Raw genomic sequence first — 17,652 nt, 5'->3', positions numbered from 1 at the left:
CCCCTATATATCTTACTTCAATGAAACATCGTTTAAAAATCCGGATCTTTTATAAAGAGTAACAGATGATATAGGAGATAAATAGATGACCGTCTTATTATCTCTTTCAGAAAGTATAAAAGATTTTGGCGAATCTTTTGAGATTTTTATTATAAAATCTTCATCATCTGCCGTTTGAAGAAACTCTTTTGTATTTTGAGAAACGCTGCTCGATTCTATATCCATTATCGCAATTATATCTTTCAAAGGCACTACCACATCCCCACCGAGGTGAATAAACATAAAAAAAATCCTCCTTCGCAATATCCCCGAATAATAATATTATAACCTTTTAATCATTTATTGTATACTTTTCCGCTTCTTACATTAAAAATCTTATATGTGGATTTATCCCCTAAATACAGATTTTCATAATCAGTGCATGTAATGATCACCTGCACATTCTTTATAAAGGAAATCAAAAAGCCCTGCCTTAATTTATCCAATTCAGAGAAAACATCATCGAGGAGCAAAACAGGTGTTGATCCCGTTTCATCTTTTATATATTCCATTTCAGAAAGCTTTAAAGATAGAAGAACAGATCTTTGCTGTCCTTGAGAGCCGTAATTCCTTACTTCCTTATCATTTATAAACAGATTAAGCTCATCCCGATGGGGCCCGTACTGTGTGAGCTTGCGCCTCATATCTGAAGCCCTGGCTTCCGTCAGCCTTTTCTCAAAAGCATTTTTTATATCGGTTATTTCATGCTTTCCATAAGCTATGGAAGGCATATACTTCAAATGAAAATCCTCTCTTCCTCCTGATAGCTCCTTATTTATTTTCCACGCTTTATTATCTATGCTTTCAACAAATATCTGCCTGTCTTTTATGATCCTGGAGCCATATTCTATCAGCTGATGATCCCAGATATCCAAGGTTTTTTCTATGATTCCGTCATTTTTCTCATTGCATAAGAGCACATTTCTTTGGGCCAAAACCTTTAAATATTGGGTAAAATTATAATAATATTTAGGCTTTGTCTGAGATAATATAGAATCTATGAACCTTCTTCTCTCTGAAGGCCCTTCCTTTATTATTTTCATATGATCAGGCGAAAATATAACCGTATTCAGCTTTCCCAATATATCGCTCAGCTTATCAAGCCTCACTCCGTTGACCTTTATTTGTTTCTTTTGATTCCTTTTCAGTACAAAATCTATGTTGTAATCAAAATCATCTTTATTAAACTTTATACATATACGGGAATCATTTTTATCCCATTTGACCATCTCGTTATATTTATTGGTTCTGTGAGACTTTCCCATGGTAAGCAAATATACAGCTTCGATCACATTGGTCTTTCCCTGGGCATTCTCACCGTAAAATATATTGATGCCGGGATCCAATTCTATATATTGTTCACTATAGTTTCTAAAATTAAGCAAAAATATGCTCTCAATATTCAATAAAAGCACTCCCCGACAGTTAAACTATCTTATACTTATGCCCTTCAAATTCTATTATATCGTCAGCCCTCAGTTTTTTGCCTCTGGCTTTTTCAACTGATCCGTTCACAGTTATTCTGCCTTCCATAATAATGTTTTTGGCCTCTCCTCCTGTATTTACAAGGCCTGCAAACTTCAAAAACTGATCGAGCTTGATATATTCAGTATCTATCTTTATTTCCAACACTTCAATTCACTTCCTTAAAGATCAATATTAATTTACTGCAATAACTCTAATTTTAGCTGTTTATGAATCTCTATTGTGCTAACTGATAACGATTGCGAAAGCTCCGGGACTAAGACTTTGTAAGCTTGCATAGGGTTGCGTCAAAACTCGCTTTAGCTCAAACAGTTGACGCAACTTTTCCTATACTTCGCTAACAAACTCTAAGCCCCTTCACAATGCACTCTTTTATCAGTCAGGACAATAGGTTAAAACAAAGTTTTTTAGTGGAATCAATATTCTATATAAAACCACCCGGTTAGGGTGGTTAATGCTTATCTCCTTCTTACCGGAAGTATTAAGTATAAAAATCCGGAATCCTTGGCGGGTTTTATTATGCTGGGGCTTACGCTGGTTGTAAATTCAATGGTTATCTCATCTCTTCCGATTACCCTTAAAGCATCTATCAGATATTTGGGATTAAATGCAATCTCTATATCTTCTCCATTTTTTGATATTTTTACCTCTTCGTGAACATCTCCATTATCACTGTTGGATTTAATATTCATAATATCATCATAGACTTCGAATTTTATGCTGTTGTTTGAATCCCTTGCGAATAAAGCTGCTCTCTCGCAGGCGTCCAGCAGGTGTTCTGTCTTTAGTGCTATTTTAGTCTTATATTCAGTAGGAAGCAGCTGCTTGTAATTTATAAATTCTCCTTCAAGAAGGCGTGAAATTACAGTGGTGTCTCCCGTTTGAAATAATACTTGATTTTTGGAAAGGAAGATGCTGACGGGTTCCTCACTCTCGTCAAGTATTTTACCTATTTCAATCAAAGTCTTTCCGGGTATGACCGCTTTGAAATTTTCATCGTTTAAGGCACTCGTCACTTTAACAGCCATTCTGAAACCGTCCAGAGCTACCATGGTCACTTGATCTCCAGCTATTTCCAATAAAACTCCCGTCAATATAGGCCTTATTTCATCATTTGAAACAGCTACTATGGTTTGCTTGATCATCTCTTTGAGCATAGAATTTGTCAGACTGAGTCCTTTTTCTCTGCTTACATTGGGCAGCTCAGGGAATTCATCCCTGGATAAGCATAGGACTTTGAATTCAGAATTTTCGCTTTTTATGTAAACAAAATTATCTTTAGTTTCGATCTCCACATCTGAGTCCGGTAATTTCCTTACAATCTCTCCGATTATTTTTGATGAAACTACGGTGCTGCCTTGTTCTATGACATCCACATTTGATGTGGTTTCTATACCCATCTCAAGATCTGTGGATACCAACGTGAGCTTTCCGTTTTTGGCTTGAAACAAGATGCCTTCTAATATAGGAAGAGTTGTTTTTGACGGTACTGCTTTTTGAACAATATTTATGCTTTCCAACAAGGTTGATTTGTTTGTTATTATTCTCATTGTGGATAACCTCCGATTTTCTCTTATTATTAAATAATATAATAAATAATACTAGTAATAGTAATAGGGCCTGTTGATTTGTTAAAAAGCCGATCAAACAGCTAAAAAACTGAGTTCCTATTGTTGATAGATTGTTGAAAAGTAATGCCTTTATCAGAGCCTTTTATAAACAACCTTTTTTGGGGTTCTCGCTATCAACAGCTTATTTGCAGTTTGTCAACATTTATTAAGTATTTTCAATTTTGCTTTTAAGATCATTTATTATGTTTTTTAATTCAGGGTCTATATTCATATCTGAAGATATTTTGTCGTAGGCATGCATTATGGTTGTATGGTCCCTTCCAAATTCTTCACCTATTTTTGGAAGGGAAAGGTCCGTCATTTCCCTGCAAAGATACATCGCGATCTGCCTTGGGTAGACGATGGATCTAGTCCTTTTCTTTGCATTAAAGTCTTCAACTTTTACATTGAAAAATTCACCTACTTTTTCTTTTATCAAATCTGCAGTTATAAATTTAGGCTTGGAATTTGATATGATGTCTTTTAATGCTTCGCTTGCCAGCTCTTCATTTATTTCTCTGTTTGTCAGGGACGAATATGCTACTATTCTTATTAACGCGCCTTCCAGCTCTCTTATATTAGAAAGAATTTTTTTGGCTATATAAAGCATTACATCATCGGGTATAACCAGATTTTCAATCTTTGCTTTTTTCTTCAATATAGCGATTCTTGTTTCGAGATCCGGAGGCTGAATATCGGCTATAAGTCCCCATTCAAATCTTGATCTGAGCCTGTCCTCTAGTGTAGGTATTTCCTTTGGAGGTCTATCACTGGAAATAATTATTTGCTTGTTTGCTTCATACAATGAATTAAAGGTATGGAAAAATTCTTCCTGGGTTCGTTCCTTTCCTGCAATGAACTGAATATCATCCACCAATAGTATGTCTATATTTCTGTATTTGCTTCTGAATTCTGTATTCCTGTCATCTCTGATTGAATTTATCAATTCATTTGTAAAGGTTTCAGAAGATACATATACGACCTTTGCTCTTTTGTTCTGATTTAAGGCATAGTGTCCTATGGCATGCATTAGATGGGTTTTTCCCAAACCTACTCCTCCGTATATAAAAAGTGGATTGTAAGCCTTTGCGGGAGATTCTGCTACTGCAACCGAAGCTGCATGAGCAAGCCTGTTGCTGTTGCCTATTACAAAGGTATCAAAAGTATATCGTGGGTTCAAAGAAGTATTGACTACCTCTTCGACTTCTTTTCTCCCCATGACATTATTGGATTTTTCCATATCCGCTTCTGCCTCGTTCACAGTAAATTTTAGTTCATGATACTTTGAAGTGACTTGTTTCAGCGCATTCTTGATAAGTGTAGCATAACGGGTTTCTATGATACCCTTGGTGAAATCATCGGGAACATGAAACAGGATCATTTCATCATTGATCATTATTGGCGTTATGGATTTGAGCCAAGTATTGAAGCTTACTTCTGTAAGTTCAACTTTAATAATATCAAGGGTTTTATCCCATATCTCATAATTTTGGGGGTTCATTTCCATCCTCCTCATAGTGCATATTGAAAAACTATGCTGTTTAAACAAAAGCAAATTGTGAATAAAATATTGATAATATGTTAATATAATATTGCATAAATAAATTGTCCACAAATTGGGCAAAAAAAATATTAACAATTTCAGCTTATTAATTTTAGTTGATTTCATTTGATTATTAACAAAAATGATAAAATCAATACACAAAATATATTAGTTATGCACAAATTTATACACAACTTGTGCATAAACTGATAACTTTGACAGCAAATAAAAAGTTATACACAATCTTAAACTAATATTAGCAAATTGGAGCCAGGAATTCAATTGAATTTTAAAGGTTATCCACAGCAAATAAAAATATATTTCGCGGCCATAGCCAAAGGCCGGTAACTTATATAAGCGACGCTGGGCTCCCGGATAGGGCATTTTGAACTGAGAATACTGTTAATATTTATTGTTGAATGTGAGATTTAACTTAAATTTCTTGACAGTAAATATTAATATATATATAATTTTAATGTACGGTGGCGTATTATGCTTGAACGAGACTTCATTTTGTGAAACAAAATGTTAGCCGAGTCCATGCTGGACTTAGGCGCCCTGGGGTACTCGTTGCTTATATAAACGGGGAAGTTTAGGACGGGTTAGTCCAGTGTTAATGTGCAATATTTATATACACATAGTCGTTGGGGGGTGTAATGATGTTAATGACATACCAGCCAAAAAAAAGGCAAAGAAAAAAAGTACACGGCTTTAGAGAAAGAATGAGTACTTTAAACGGAAGACAGGTTCTTAAAAGAAGAAGAAGAAAAGGTAGAAAGAGATTAACAGTGTAAGGCCGCTTTTTGTGGCCTTTTTCTCTACATGCCTCATCAATGGAGGATAATATGAAGATCCCCGGAAGAATTAAAAAAAATTCTTTGTTTAAAAAAGTATATGCCAACGGCAGATATTACGCTGAGAACTCTTTGGTGCTTTATATCTTAAAAAGCGATGAAGATACAAATAAAGTCGGATATTCGGTGAGCAAAAAGATTGGCAACAGCGTCAAGAGAAACCGTGTAAAAAGATTGATGAGAGAAAATTTCAGAAAGATCAGCTGTTTTATAAAAACAGGATATCTTATTGTTTTTACAGCGAGGGTAAAAAGCAGCGAAGCAAGCTATTATGATATTGAAAGAGATATGATGAACGCTGTTAGAAGAGCCAGACTTCTCAAAGAAGATGTAAAGAGATGAAATATATAATAATATTTTTGATAAGACTCTACCAATTGGTTATATCTCCTATAAGTCCCGGAAAATGCCGTTTTATTCCTACCTGCTCTAATTATACTCTTGAAGCTGTGAGGAAGTACGGAAGCATAAAAGGTACTGTTTTAGGAATAAAGCGGGTAATGAAATGTCATCCCTTTAATCCTGGAGGATATGATCCGGTGCCATAAAATATGGAAGAAAAACTTGGGAACATTCCGCTGCATCAATAAAAGGGACATTCTTAAACCTGTGATTCCCGCTTTGCAGCAGTGTGGGTTCCATTGATTAGATAAACATTAATATTTAGGGGGAGATGTTTTGCTAGATATAATTTCCAGGCCGTTTGGTGCGTTGCTCAAGCTGCTATTTGATTTTACGGGAAGCTATGGCTATGCCATAATATTTTTCACAATCATTACGAAAATATTGTTACTGCCTATCAATATAAAACAAACACAATCGACTAAGAAAATGAATGAGATCAATCCTAAGATGAAAGAGATCCAGACAAAATATAAAGGCGATCCGGAAAAGATGAATCAAAAGCTGATGGAGCTTTATAAAGAGCATAACTATAATCCGGCTTCAGGTTGCCTTCCTGCGCTTATACAGCTCCCGATAATAATTGCATTATTTGGCGTTTTGCAGAATCCTACAAAATTTGTTTTTACCCCCGAAGAATTTGCAGCGATTGCCAAGGGTTTTTGGTGGCTGGCTGATTTGGGCATGCCTGATAAATGGTATATACTTCCTATATTGTCTGCACTTACTACCTATGTACAAACAGCCATGATTTCGGCAAAGGGCAATATGGATCCTACGATGAAATCAATGAACACCGTAATGCCTTTGATGATAGGTTTCTTTACTTTAAAATTCCCTTCAGGAATAGCTTTATATTGGGTAGTTGGTAACATATTTACTATATTACAGCAGTATTTTATGACCAAAGCTCTGCTCGGTCATAAAGGAGGCGAATAATTAAATGAAATGGGTTGAAAAGTCGGCCAAGACGGTTGAGGAAGCTGTAGAGCTGGCCATACAGGAGCTTAACATCACCAAAGACAAGGCGAGCATAGAAATATTGGAGCAGCCCAGCAAAGGATTCTTGGGATTGATAGGAAGCAAGCTTGCAAAGGTAAAAGTTACTGTAAAAGAAGAAAAAACGACAGAACCTGAAGTGCCTGCAAAAAAAGAAACATCTGCAGATAGAAGCAAGGAAAAGGACATAGCCTATAGATTCCTGAGAGAAGTTCTTAATTGCATGGATGTAAAGGCGGAAATAAAGATTAAACATACAGAAGCCGGTCTTTATATCAATCTTATAGGCCCGAAGATGGGAATTATTATAGGAAGAAGAGGTCAGACTCTCGATTCCCTGCAATACCTGGTAAGCCTTGTTGTCAACAAGGATAAGGGCAGGGATGATTACTTAAGGGTGGTATTGGATACAGAGAATTACAGATCAAAAAGAGAAGAAACTCTTATAAGATTGGCAAACAGGCTGGCGGAAAGAGTGGTAAAGACAAGAAAGAGAATGGAATTGGAGCCTATGAATCCATATGAGAGAAGGATCATCCACTCTGCTCTGCAGGATTACCCCGGTGTTATTACATACAGCGAAGGGGAAGAGCCTAATAGAAAGGTTATTATCGCTTGCAAATAACCCAGTATGAAAATACTGGGTTTATCATATTTGAAAGAGGTGGTAATGTGCTGGAGGATACCATTGCTGCCGTAGGAACGGCCCCCGGAGAAGCCGGGATCGGGATAGTGAGATTGAGCGGGAAAGATTCGCAAGACATCTTAGGCAAAATATTCCGAGGGAAAAAAGTAAAAGATATCAATGATATGCCGTCCAGATACATGACCTACGGCTTTATTTTTGACGATGAAGGAAGCAAAATTGACGAAGTTCTTGCTGTGATCATGAGAGCACCTTACTCATATACAGGTGAAGATGTAGCCGAGATACATTGTCATGGAGGCATAATACCCATAAGAAAAATAATGGAATTGGTATTAAAAAAAGGCGCCAGGATGGCTGAACCCGGAGAATTCACCAAGCGCGGCTTTTTAAACGGCAGGATCGATCTTGCTCAGTCTGAAGCTGTGATTGACGTGATAACGTCAAAGACGGATGAAGGCCTTAAAAATGCGATGAATCAGCTGCAGGGTGAACTGTCAGTCAGGGTAAAAGCTGTTATGGATATGCTTTTATCTATGCTGGCCCATATCGAAGCCTCTATTGATTTTCCGGAGCATGACATTGAGGAGATCACTGCGGAGAATATCAGATCCAAGGGCCTGGAGGCAAAAGCAATACTTAAAGAATTGCAGAATACCTATTATGAGGGAAGAATCCAAAGAGAAGGTCTGAGCACCGCCATAATCGGACGCCCCAATGTAGGAAAGTCTTCTCTGCTGAATCTCCTGCTCAAGGAAAACAGGGCTATAGTAACCGACATCCCGGGGACTACAAGAGATATAATCGAAGAATATCTCAATGTAAAGGGTGTGCTCATAAAGCTCATAGATACGGCCGGCCTTAGAGAGACTGAGGATGTGGTTGAAAAGATCGGTGTGGAAAGGACGAAGGAAGCTATAAATGATGCGGATCTTGTTATTTTTGTAATCGACGCTTCAAAAAAGCTGGATCCTGAAGATATGCTTATAGCATCAATTCTGAATGATAAAAGGGTAATCATTGCCGCAAATAAGATGGACATGGGCATTGATGCAGAATTAGATTTATTGGAGGATCGTTTTGAAAAGGAAAGAATAATAAGAATGTCTGTGAAGGACAAAAAAGGGATTGAATTGCTGGAGGAAGCCATATGGGATGCAGCTTACAGCGGAAGCGTGAAAACCCGGGGCAGCGCCGTGGTATCAAATATCAGGCATAAATCTCTTATAGACAAGGCTCATGAAAGCATAGACAGGGCGCTGGAAGCGATAGATGAAGGAATACCTCTTGATCTGATATCCGTAGATATAAAGGATGCATGGAGGTTCTTGGGAGAAATAACAGGCGATACTGTGGAGGAAGACATAATAACTGAAATTTTCAGCAGATTCTGCATAGGTAAATGACGATTTTAGAACTCAGGGTTCAGAACTCAGAACTCAGGGTTTTTGGGTGAGGCTTTGGGGTCTTAAGGTTACGGAGAGCACGGAAAGACACGGATTTTTTCACGGAAAATCACGGAGGGTTTCTATATTTGATTTTGCGGCAATAACTTTAATTTAATCTGTTGCGCTAACTGATATAAGAATGCATCGTGAAGGGACTTAGAGTTTGTTAGCGAAGTCAAGGTGAATTGCGACACAGGAGCAAGAGAAGGTGCCCTGGGGCAATAGGATCAGTTGCGTCAACTGTTTGAGCCAAAGCGAGTTTTGACGCAACCCTATGCAAGCTTACAAAGGCTTAGTCCCGGAGCTCTAGCAATCGTTATCAGTTAGCACAACAGAGGTAGTAGGTGAAAATATGAATTATTTTGCAGGGGAATATGATGTAGTGGTTATCGGTGCCGGCCATGCAGGCTGCGAAGCTGCTTTGGCATGTGCCAGAATGGGCATGAAAACCCTTGTGACGGCCATTAATCTCGACAGTATAGCAATGATGGCATGCAATCCGTCTTTAGGCGGACCTGCTAAGGGCAATCTTGTAAGGGAAATAGATGCTTTAGGCGGAGAAATGGGCATTAATATCGATAATTCCATGATACAGATAAGAACCTTAAATACAAAAAAAGGTCCTGCTGTAAGAGCTTTCAGGGCTCAAGCAGATAAGAAAAAATATTCCGAAAAAATGAAGGAAGTTCTGGAAAATCAAGACAATCTTCATATAAAGCAAACAGAAATAATTGATATATTGACAAAGGATGGCGATGTGACAGGAGTCGTCACAAATTTGGGTGCTCAATATAGCTGCAAGGCTGTGATAGTGGCTACAGGAGTATATCTGAACGGGAAGATAGTGATTGGAGATGTCAGCTATGAAGGAGGCCCCAACGGCTTATTTCCTGCTAAGAAGCTGTCCCAATGCTTAAAAAATCTTGGCTTTGAAATCAGAAGATTTAAAACGGGAACCCCTGCCAGGATAGATGGAAAAATGGTAGACTATGATCAAATGTTGGAGCAGCCTGGAGATGAAGAAATGAAGCTGTTTTCTTTTATGTCAAAGGATATAAAGATACGCCAAAACAGCTGCTATCTGACTTATACCAATGAAAGGACCCATAAGATCATAAGGGATAATATTCACAGATCACCCCTCTATACGGGAGGAGTCGAAGGAGTAGGCCCCAGGTATTGCCCTTCCATTGAAACGAAGATCGTTAATTTTCCGGAAAGAGACAGCCATCAGATATTTATAGAGCCTGAAGGCCTAAATACCAGAGAGATGTATGTGCAGGGCATGTCCTCAAGCTTGCCGGAAGATGTTCAAATAGAAATGCTGAGATCGATCAAGGGCCTGGAAAACTGCCAGATGATGAGAACAGCATATGCCATAGATTATGATTGCATAAATCCGCAGGAGCTTAAACTGACCTTAGAAGCCAAGAATATAAACGGTTTGTATTTTGCCGGGCAGATAAATGGCAGCTCCGGATATGAAGAAGCCGCAGCCCAGGGGCTTATGGCGGGAATAAATGCCGTATTGAAACTTAAAGGAGAAGAACCCTTGATCCTGGACAGATCAGAGGCTTATATAGGGGTGCTCATAGATGATCTGGTAACAAAAGGGACTAATGAGCCCTATAGGATGATGACCTCCCGAGCAGAGTACAGATTGGTACTGAGACAGGATAATGCGGATTTAAGACTTACGGAAAAGGGATATAATATAGGCCTGGTGACAGAAGAAAGATATAAACAATTCATAGCTAAAAAAAGCAATATAGAAAATGAAATAAACAGGCTGAGGAACAAATCCATCGGTTTTACAGAAAAGGTGAAAGAGTTTTTAAAGAAATACGATAGTGCGGATATAAAAAGCGGTATAACCCTTTATGAATTGATAAAGAGGCCTGAGATAACCTACGATTCACTGGCACAATTGGACGAAGATATGCCCGGATTGACCGATGAGGAAGCAGAAGAGTTGGAAATACTGATAAAGTATGAAGGATATATAAAAAAGCAGCTCATACAAATTGAGCAATTTAAGAAGCTGGAAGGTAAAAGGCTTCAGGATGATATTGATTATAAAAAAATAAAAGGCCTGTCCACGGAAGCAATGCAGAAGCTATCGGAGATAAAGCCTTCAAATATAGGTCAGGCATCGAGGATATCGGGGGTATCTCCGGCGGACATTTCTGTGCTACTGGTTTATTTGGAGCAAATCAAAAGGAGATAGTGTTTATATGAACAATGTTGATATATTGATCAAAGGCTTGGAAAGCTTAGGAATGGGCATTGATGCAGAGAAATTGGAAAAGCTCATTGCATTTAAAGACATCCTTTTGGACTGGAATGAAAAAATAAACCTCACTTCGATAACAGATGAAAAAGAAATATATATAAAACACCTTATTGATTCTGTCACCTGTCTCAGCAGCGGAATGATAAAAGCAGGAGATAAAGTAATAGATATCGGAACCGGTGCAGGCTTCCCCGGTATGGTGATAAAAATATTGAGGGATGACATCAGCATGACCTTGCTGGATTCTTTGAATAAAAGGGTTATTTATCTTGAGGATGCAGCAAAGAGGCTGGCATTGAATCAAGTTGACATAATACATGGAAGAGCTGAAGAATTCGGTGTAAAGCAAGGATATAGAGAAAGCTTTGATATAGTATTATCAAGGGCTGTTGCCTCATTGAATGTGCTGGCTGAATACTGCGTTCCTTATGTAAAAACGGGAGGATATTTCTTATGTCAAAAAGGCCCTTCTTATAAGGAGGAGCTGGAGGAAGCCGCCAAAGCCGTGGAGATTTTGGGAGGGAGCTTGGAAAGGGTAGAAGAGTATCGTTTGCCCTATAGCGATATCACCCATTATATATTGGTAATAAAAAAGATTAAAAATACTCCGACAAAATATCCGAGAAAACCTGGAAAACCTGCAGCCAGTCCTATAAAATGATTCAGCAAAGGTAGAAATTATATGATATTTGACTGAATATGCAGGTCAAAAGTCTACTGCTATAAGAAGGAACATAGTGAAGAATGGCGAATAAATAAAGAGGCTGGGTCTGTTGATATAATTCTTTCTAAATAGATATGCAAGCCTGGGGAATATCAATTCCCCTTGAAATGTAGAGGGGATGATAGAGTTGAATGAAAACAAATCAATAACAAATATTTCTATTGAAAACATAGCTCCTAATCCGTATCAGCCGCGAAAAAACTTTAATAATTTATCCCTTGATGAGCTTTCCGAATCTATCAAAGCTTATGGGGTGCTGCAGCCCATTAATGTCAGAAAAATTGGAGAAGACGGCTATGAATTGATTGCAGGAGAGAGACGGCTTAGAGCTGCAAAGATTGCAGGATTGGAAAAGATTCCGGCTATAATTGTAGAAGTGGTGGAACAGGATTCTGCAGTAATAGCACTTATTGAAAATCTGCAAAGGGAAGATTTGAATTTTCTCGATGAAGCAGAAGGCTATTATAATTTAATTAATGATCATGGCATGACTCAGGAAGAGCTAGCCAGAAAAGTAGGAAAAAACCAATCCACTATAGCTAACAAGCTGAGGCTTTTAAGACTGCCTTCGGATATAAAAAAAGAGATATTAGAAAATAATCTGACAGAAAGGCATGCAAGAGCTCTTCTGAAGCTTCCGGAGGAAAAGCTCCAGAACAAGGTGGTAAAGGCTATAATAAGCCGTTCTTTAAATGTAAAAAAGACGGAGGAGCTTGTAGAAAAATATCTGGATGAAATAGCGGCGACAAAGGAAAAGCCGGCTGATAAAAGAATAAGAGGTAAGATAAATTATAATATATATATAAACACTATAAAGAATACATATAAGGAAATAGTGAAAACCGGCTTTAAAATGCAGTATAATCAAGAGGATAAGGGCGATTATATCGAAATAAGCATTAAGGTGCCAAAAGCGTGATAGGAGAACGGAGAACACGGATTGGCACGGATTTTTACACGGATTAACACGGAGAGTGTTTATTTGAATCAATTAAAAGTCCGTTGAATTTTACTGAAGATTAATTAATCACACTGTAAATGCTGTTTGCGGTGTGATTTATCTTTTTGCTATCCTCCCGTGTTTTTTCGTGAAAAATTCCGTGTCTTTCAGTGGTTTCCGTCTCACCCTACGACGCATTGTTTATATTTTATTTAGCAGCACCAATATGCCCATTATTATAAAAAGGATGCCTGCCGCATTTTGAATGAAATGAGGGGGTATATATTTTGTTATGTAAGTACCTGCAAATACTCCCAAAAGTGAAGAACAGATCAGAGCCAAGCACGCACCGATAAAAACCGGAAAGGGTGAGCTATGCTTTGCTGATAAAAGCATGGTCTCCAATTGAGTCTTATCCCCCAACTCAGCTATAAAAACCAACCAAAATGTAGATATGATTATTCTTGCCATTTTAATCCTCCTGTATTGCAGATATTATGACTTTGAAAATCGATGCTATTACATAACCTATAAAGCCTCCCCATAAAACTGTAAAAATAAATATATTTTTGTCGTACAGCACTTCCTGCTTGCTCATTATTGCTTTTCCTAAGCCAATAGATAAAAACACCGGTGCAGAGCGGATTTTTGAAGGAAGCTGATTATTTTTGAAAAAATCTATCCAGGCAAAAATCCCCCAAGCAAATCCCAAACATATACATTTTGAATATATTTTTTTATACATATGGCCCACCTTCATATTTCTTTGTATATATTATTCATTTGTACTTTCATATATTATAACTTTGTATTAATATAATTATATGGAGAAGGTGAGGTGTGGAATATGTCGAAATCTATTGCAGTGTTCAATCAAAAAGGTGGCGTAGGGAAAACAACAACAGTGATAAATTTATCTGCATGCCTTGCCAGCCTTGGAAAAAGGGTCCTTATGATAGATATCGATCCCCAAGGCAATACTACAAGCGGCATCGGTTTGGATAAGAACAGCTTAAAATATACCATTTATGATGTACTTATAAATAACATTTCTCCGCGGGAATGCGTAGAAGCTACGACACATGAGGGCTTATACATAATACCTGCAAGCGTGCAGCTTGCAGGTGCTGAAATAGAGCTGACTTCATTGAAGGGGCGAGAACTGAAGTTAAGGGAATGCATAACCGAAATAAAAGAGGATTATGATTACATCTTTGTTGATTGCCCTCCGTCTCTAGGTTTATTATCGGTAAATGCATTATCAGCCGTAGATAGCGTTTTGATCCCAATACAATGTGAGTACTATGCCTTAGAAGGGGTAAGCCAGCTGATGAGAACGTACACATTGGTAAAAAAGAGTTTAAATAAGGAATTGGAAATTGAAGGCGTTGTAATGAGCATGTTTGACGGAAGGACTAACCTTTCCATTCAGGTGGTTGAGGAAGTGAAGAAATATTTCAAAGGAAAGGTGTATAGAACTATGATACCCAGAAATGTAAGGCTTGCGGAAGCGCCAAGTCATGGTCTGTCCATATTGGGGTATGACCCCAAATCAAAGGGTGCAGAGGCGTATCTTGAACTGGCAGAAGAATTTATAGATTTATCCGAGGAGGCGATATGATGGCTAAGAAAGCTTTGGGGAAAGGCTTGAGTGCTCTCATACCGGAAAATCCGGAGCTTAGCAACGACAACAGCGTTCTTCAATTGAAAATAACCGAAATAGAAGCTAATGAAAATCAGCCCAGGAGAAAATTTGACGAAGAGGCTTTAAATAGTCTGGCTGAGTCAATAAAAGAACATGGCATTGTACAACCTATAATTGTGAGGCGGGATGGAGAAGGCTACCAGATCGTAGCCGGTGAGCGGCGCTGGAGAGCTGCCAGGATAGCAGGCTTAAAAGCCGTTCCGGTGGTGGTGAAAGATTACAGCGAGACCCAAATTTTAGAGATAGCGCTGATAGAAAACTTGCAAAGAGAGGATTTAAATCCTATTGAAGAAGCCAATGCCTATAAAACATTGATGGAAGAGCATTCATTCTCACAGGATGAAATAGGAAAGAGAATAGGAAAGAGCAGGTCAGCAATAACAAATTCTTTGAGATTATTGAACCTTCCTGCTGAAATAGTTGAGCATCTGGTTTCCGGCAAATTAACAGCTGGACATGCCAGGGCAATATTGGCTTTTGATGATGACAAAAAGAGAATAGAAGTGGCTGAAAGAATCATCAACGAGGGGCTAAATGTGAGGCAGGTAGAAAAACTATCAAAAGAAAAGAAATCTGTAAAAAGGGTAAAAACTAAATCTGCAGAAATATGTGATATCGAAGAAAGATTAAGAAATATTTTTGGAACCAAAGTTACCATAACTCACAGCAAAAAGAAGGGGAAAATTGAAATTGAATATTATGGAATTGATGATCTGGATAAAATTCTAGATTTACTGGAAAAATAATGACCTTCTATTTTGCCTCTAGAGACGTTTTAATCAGGTGAATAATAATAAAACACTATAAAAAGAAAAACTTCGTTATAAGCCAAAATTTTGGTTTTGGAGGTGATTTCATGAAACAATATATTTTGAGCTCCTTTATTTCAAAATTTGGAGGAGGAAATAAGGCTGCGGTTGTTTTTGACGATGAAGGATTGAATGAGAAAGATATGAAAGCCATAGCCAAATATAATAATTTTTCAGAAACAGCCTTCATAAGCATTAAAGAATCCTGCTATCCGGATTTCAATATAAGATATTTTACTCCTGAGGAAGAAGTCGATATATGCGGCCATGCTGCGCTGGCTTCCTTTTTCATTCTTGATAAGCTTGGATATCTGGAAAAGGAAGAAGCTTATCATTTGACCAGAGCAGGAAAGCTGAAAACGATAAAAAGAGAAGATATATTTTATATACAGATGAAAGAGCCGGAGATAGTTGGTTCTATTGATGCAGAAGATATTGAAAAGATCACTACTCTTAAAGAACAAGATATAATAACAGATATAAATGGAAAAATATCAATAGTCTCTACAGGCCTAAAAGATGCTATAATTGAAGTCGATTCTATGCAAGCTTTAAAGAATATGAGCATAAAAAAAGAAGAGATGATCGCCTTCTGTAAGAGCAAAGACATAGTAGGAGCTCATGTTGTTTCACGTGAAACAATTGAAGAGGACTCAGATTTTTCCTGCAGAAACTTTGCTCCTGCAGTGGGCATCGATGAGGAATCGGCGACAGGAACCTCCAATGCTTCTTTGATATACTACATAAAAACTATGGCAAAAGAAAAAATAGAAAAGACTTCATTCAAGATAGAACAAGGTTATTTCATGAACAGCCCCAGCAATATTTTTGTATATGCTGATGAAAAAGAAAAGATTGAGATATATGTAGGCGGAAGAGCGCAAATCCTTGAGTTCCAAGAGCTGAGCTGCTAGTGTTTCACGTGAAACATCACCATAGAGCTCAGGATTCGGAGCTCAAAACTCAGGAGCTAGGGTTGGCGCTGGGGTCAGGAGGACGGGGAACACGGATTGACACGGAATCTTTCACGGATTAACACGGTGGGGTTTTAATTGTTGTGCTGGCTGATAAAAGAGTGCAGCACTGAACTAACCCGCCCTAAGACTCCGCCGCTATAAGCGGTGAGTGCTAAGGGCGGCTAGGTCCAGTATGGACTCGACTAACATTCAGTTGGCACTGAATGAAGTCTCGTTCAATGTGGAGGGACTTAGAGTTTGTTAGTTTTGACGCAACCCTATGCGAGATTACAAAGTCTTAGTCTCGGAGCTCTCGCAATCGTTATCAGTCAGCACAACTCAGATAAGACGAGGTGATAACATGAACTTATTAGAGTTAATAAACAATAATTATATAGTGAGCTTAATATTTGCATCAGCCATTTTGATATTGCTGATCTGGAATATCATCCTCTCAGTCAGCCTAGTGAGGGCTAGAGGCAAATATAAGAAGATGATGAGGGGAAGCTCAAACAAAAATTTGGAGCAGATGATGGCCGATTATATGTCAAACATTGATACTACCGTGGGGAGAATTGATCTTCTGAACCAGGAGATGGTTCATCTTAAAGAGCAAACCGACAGGTGCATTCAGAAGTTTAATATTATAAGATATAATGCCTTTGCTGAAGCAGGTTCTGATCTGAGCTACTCAATTGCGATGCTGGACAATTATAACAATGGAGCGATTATTACATCCATATATGGAAGGAATGAAACCGTGACTTATGCTAAGCCTGTTGAAAACGGTGCTTCAAGATACCCATTATCTGTAGAGGAAGAATTGGTTCTGGACAGGTGCATAAAAAGCAGAAGATAGTATAATACCACCTCTGGAAAGGGATAATAACCCTGGAGGTGGTATTATGGTTATTGCGGTAGAAAAGGGATTGAAAAGCTTAAAGGAGCAATTAGAAAGCATGGGCTATGAGTGCTTTTATATAGGAGAAAACCGTGTGGCAGATGCAATAATATATAAGGATAAGGATAACCAACCGTATTTTGAGGTAAATAAATCTTCGATCACAAATGCGCTGAGCTCATATGGCGCTTCAGCCCATGGGGCTCTTTTGATCAACGCGGGGAACAAAAGCATAGATGAAATAGTAAACATACTTACACGCAGGACATATAGCCCGTTGCTCTAGTTATGAGTCGCA

The 17,652-nt window shown here is 38.1% G+C and carries 21 protein-coding genes; 14 read left to right on the top strand and 7 right to left on the bottom strand.

What is annotated here, in order from left to right:
* Positions 1-12: 12 nt before the first annotated feature.
* The 5 genes from remB to dnaA all read right to left on the bottom strand — a co-directional run bounded on the left by remB (position 13) and on the right by dnaA (position 4,635).
* Positions 13-282 carry an extracellular matrix regulator RemB gene (gene remB, locus LJD61_RS19420; RefSeq protein WP_255229246.1) on the bottom strand — a complete coding sequence of 90 codons (270 nt, stop codon included), beginning with the start codon at positions 280-282 and terminating at the stop codon, positions 13-15.
* 53 nt (positions 283-335) lie between these two features.
* On the bottom strand, positions 336-1,445 hold the full coding sequence (recF, locus tag LJD61_RS19415; protein ID WP_255229245.1) for a DNA replication/repair protein RecF: 1,110 nt from the start codon (positions 1,443-1,445) through the stop codon (positions 336-338).
* A 19-nt stretch (positions 1,446-1,464) separates the two neighbouring features.
* On the bottom strand, positions 1,465-1,671 hold the full coding sequence (yaaA, locus tag LJD61_RS19410; protein ID WP_255229244.1) for a S4 domain-containing protein YaaA: 207 nt from the start codon (positions 1,669-1,671) through the stop codon (positions 1,465-1,467).
* Between the two features lie 311 nt (positions 1,672-1,982).
* Positions 1,983-3,074 (bottom strand): DNA polymerase III subunit beta, encoded by a 1,092-nt coding sequence (dnaN, locus tag LJD61_RS19405; protein WP_255229243.1) that lies wholly within the window; start codon positions 3,072-3,074, stop codon positions 1,983-1,985.
* 226 nt (positions 3,075-3,300) lie between these two features.
* Positions 3,301-4,635: a chromosomal replication initiator protein DnaA gene (gene dnaA, locus LJD61_RS19400; protein ID WP_255229242.1), complete on the bottom strand. Its 1,335-nt coding sequence runs from the start codon at positions 4,633-4,635 to the stop codon at positions 3,301-3,303.
* Between the two features lie 701 nt (positions 4,636-5,336).
* Between dnaA and rpmH the strand changes: the two genes are divergently transcribed.
* From rpmH to noc, 9 genes are all read left to right on the top strand, one after another.
* Complete coding sequence (gene rpmH, locus LJD61_RS19395; protein ID WP_255229241.1) at positions 5,337-5,471, top strand: 50S ribosomal protein L34; 135 nt, start codon at positions 5,337-5,339, stop codon at positions 5,469-5,471.
* 51 nt (positions 5,472-5,522) lie between these two features.
* Entirely contained in the window at positions 5,523-5,873 is a 351-nt protein-coding gene (gene rnpA, locus LJD61_RS19390; protein WP_255229240.1) for a ribonuclease P protein component, read from the top strand.
* A complete protein-coding gene (gene yidD, locus LJD61_RS19385) occupies positions 5,870-6,079 on the top strand; it encodes a membrane protein insertion efficiency factor YidD (protein ID WP_255229238.1) in 210 nt (69 codons plus the stop codon). Before rnpA ends, yidD begins: the two co-directional genes overlap by 4 nt.
* A gap of 130 nt (positions 6,080-6,209) precedes the next feature.
* Entirely contained in the window at positions 6,210-6,872 is a 663-nt protein-coding gene (locus LJD61_RS19380) for a YidC/Oxa1 family membrane protein insertase (RefSeq protein ID WP_255229237.1), read from the top strand.
* A 4-nt stretch (positions 6,873-6,876) separates the two neighbouring features.
* The gene (jag, locus tag LJD61_RS19375) at positions 6,877-7,557 is read left to right on the top strand and encodes an RNA-binding cell elongation regulator Jag/EloR (protein ID WP_255229235.1); all 681 of its coding nucleotides are present in this window, start codon (positions 6,877-6,879) and stop codon (positions 7,555-7,557) included.
* Between the two features lie 47 nt (positions 7,558-7,604).
* A complete protein-coding gene (gene mnmE, locus LJD61_RS19370; RefSeq protein WP_255229234.1) occupies positions 7,605-8,984 on the top strand; it encodes a tRNA uridine-5-carboxymethylaminomethyl(34) synthesis GTPase MnmE in 1,380 nt (459 codons plus the stop codon).
* A 394-nt stretch (positions 8,985-9,378) separates the two neighbouring features.
* Positions 9,379-11,253: a tRNA uridine-5-carboxymethylaminomethyl(34) synthesis enzyme MnmG gene (gene mnmG / locus LJD61_RS19365; protein ID WP_255229233.1), complete on the top strand. Its 1,875-nt coding sequence runs from the start codon at positions 9,379-9,381 to the stop codon at positions 11,251-11,253.
* Positions 11,254-11,260: 7 nt separating this feature from the next.
* Positions 11,261-11,980, top strand: a complete 720-nt coding sequence (gene rsmG, locus LJD61_RS19360; protein ID WP_255229232.1) for a 16S rRNA (guanine(527)-N(7))-methyltransferase RsmG — start codon at positions 11,261-11,263, stop codon at positions 11,978-11,980.
* A gap of 190 nt (positions 11,981-12,170) precedes the next feature.
* Positions 12,171-12,962 (top strand): nucleoid occlusion protein, encoded by a 792-nt coding sequence (noc, locus tag LJD61_RS19355; protein WP_333783160.1) that lies wholly within the window; start codon positions 12,171-12,173, stop codon positions 12,960-12,962.
* Positions 12,963-13,184: 222 nt separating this feature from the next.
* On the opposite strand, the gene LJD61_RS19350 is transcribed toward noc, so the two are convergent.
* Positions 13,185-13,454: a TMEM165/GDT1 family protein gene (locus LJD61_RS19350; protein ID WP_255229230.1), complete on the bottom strand. Its 270-nt coding sequence runs from the start codon at positions 13,452-13,454 to the stop codon at positions 13,185-13,187.
* A 1-nt stretch (position 13,455) separates the two neighbouring features.
* Positions 13,456-13,728 carry a hypothetical protein gene (locus LJD61_RS19345; RefSeq protein WP_255229229.1) on the bottom strand — a complete coding sequence of 91 codons (273 nt, stop codon included), beginning with the start codon at positions 13,726-13,728 and terminating at the stop codon, positions 13,456-13,458.
* A 102-nt stretch (positions 13,729-13,830) separates the two neighbouring features.
* On the opposite strand from LJD61_RS19345, the gene LJD61_RS19340 reads away from it, so the two are divergent.
* The 5 genes from LJD61_RS19340 to LJD61_RS19320 all read left to right on the top strand — a co-directional run bounded on the left by LJD61_RS19340 (position 13,831) and on the right by LJD61_RS19320 (position 17,640).
* Positions 13,831-14,604, top strand: a complete 774-nt coding sequence (locus tag LJD61_RS19340; protein ID WP_255229228.1) for a ParA family protein — start codon at positions 13,831-13,833, stop codon at positions 14,602-14,604.
* Positions 14,604-15,434 (top strand): ParB/RepB/Spo0J family partition protein, encoded by an 831-nt coding sequence (locus tag LJD61_RS19335; protein WP_255229227.1) that lies wholly within the window; start codon positions 14,604-14,606, stop codon positions 15,432-15,434. Before LJD61_RS19340 ends, LJD61_RS19335 begins: the two co-directional genes overlap by 1 nt.
* Before the next feature lie 110 nt (positions 15,435-15,544).
* A complete protein-coding gene (locus LJD61_RS19330) occupies positions 15,545-16,411 on the top strand; it encodes a PhzF family phenazine biosynthesis protein (RefSeq protein ID WP_255229226.1) in 867 nt (288 codons plus the stop codon).
* A 403-nt stretch (positions 16,412-16,814) separates the two neighbouring features.
* Complete coding sequence (locus tag LJD61_RS19325) at positions 16,815-17,312, top strand: DUF4446 family protein (protein WP_255229225.1); 498 nt, start codon at positions 16,815-16,817, stop codon at positions 17,310-17,312.
* Positions 17,313-17,358: 46 nt separating this feature from the next.
* Positions 17,359-17,640, top strand: coding sequence for a YkuS family protein (locus tag LJD61_RS19320; RefSeq protein ID WP_255229224.1), 282 nt, complete (start codon positions 17,359-17,361; stop codon positions 17,638-17,640).
* Positions 17,641-17,652 lie beyond the last annotated feature (12 nt).

It is taken from the genome of Lutispora saccharofermentans (assembly GCF_024363565.1).
Classification (GTDB): domain Bacteria; phylum Bacillota; class Clostridia; order Lutisporales; family Lutisporaceae; genus Lutispora; species Lutispora saccharofermentans.
This window is presented reverse-complemented; position numbering and strand designations above follow the sequence as displayed.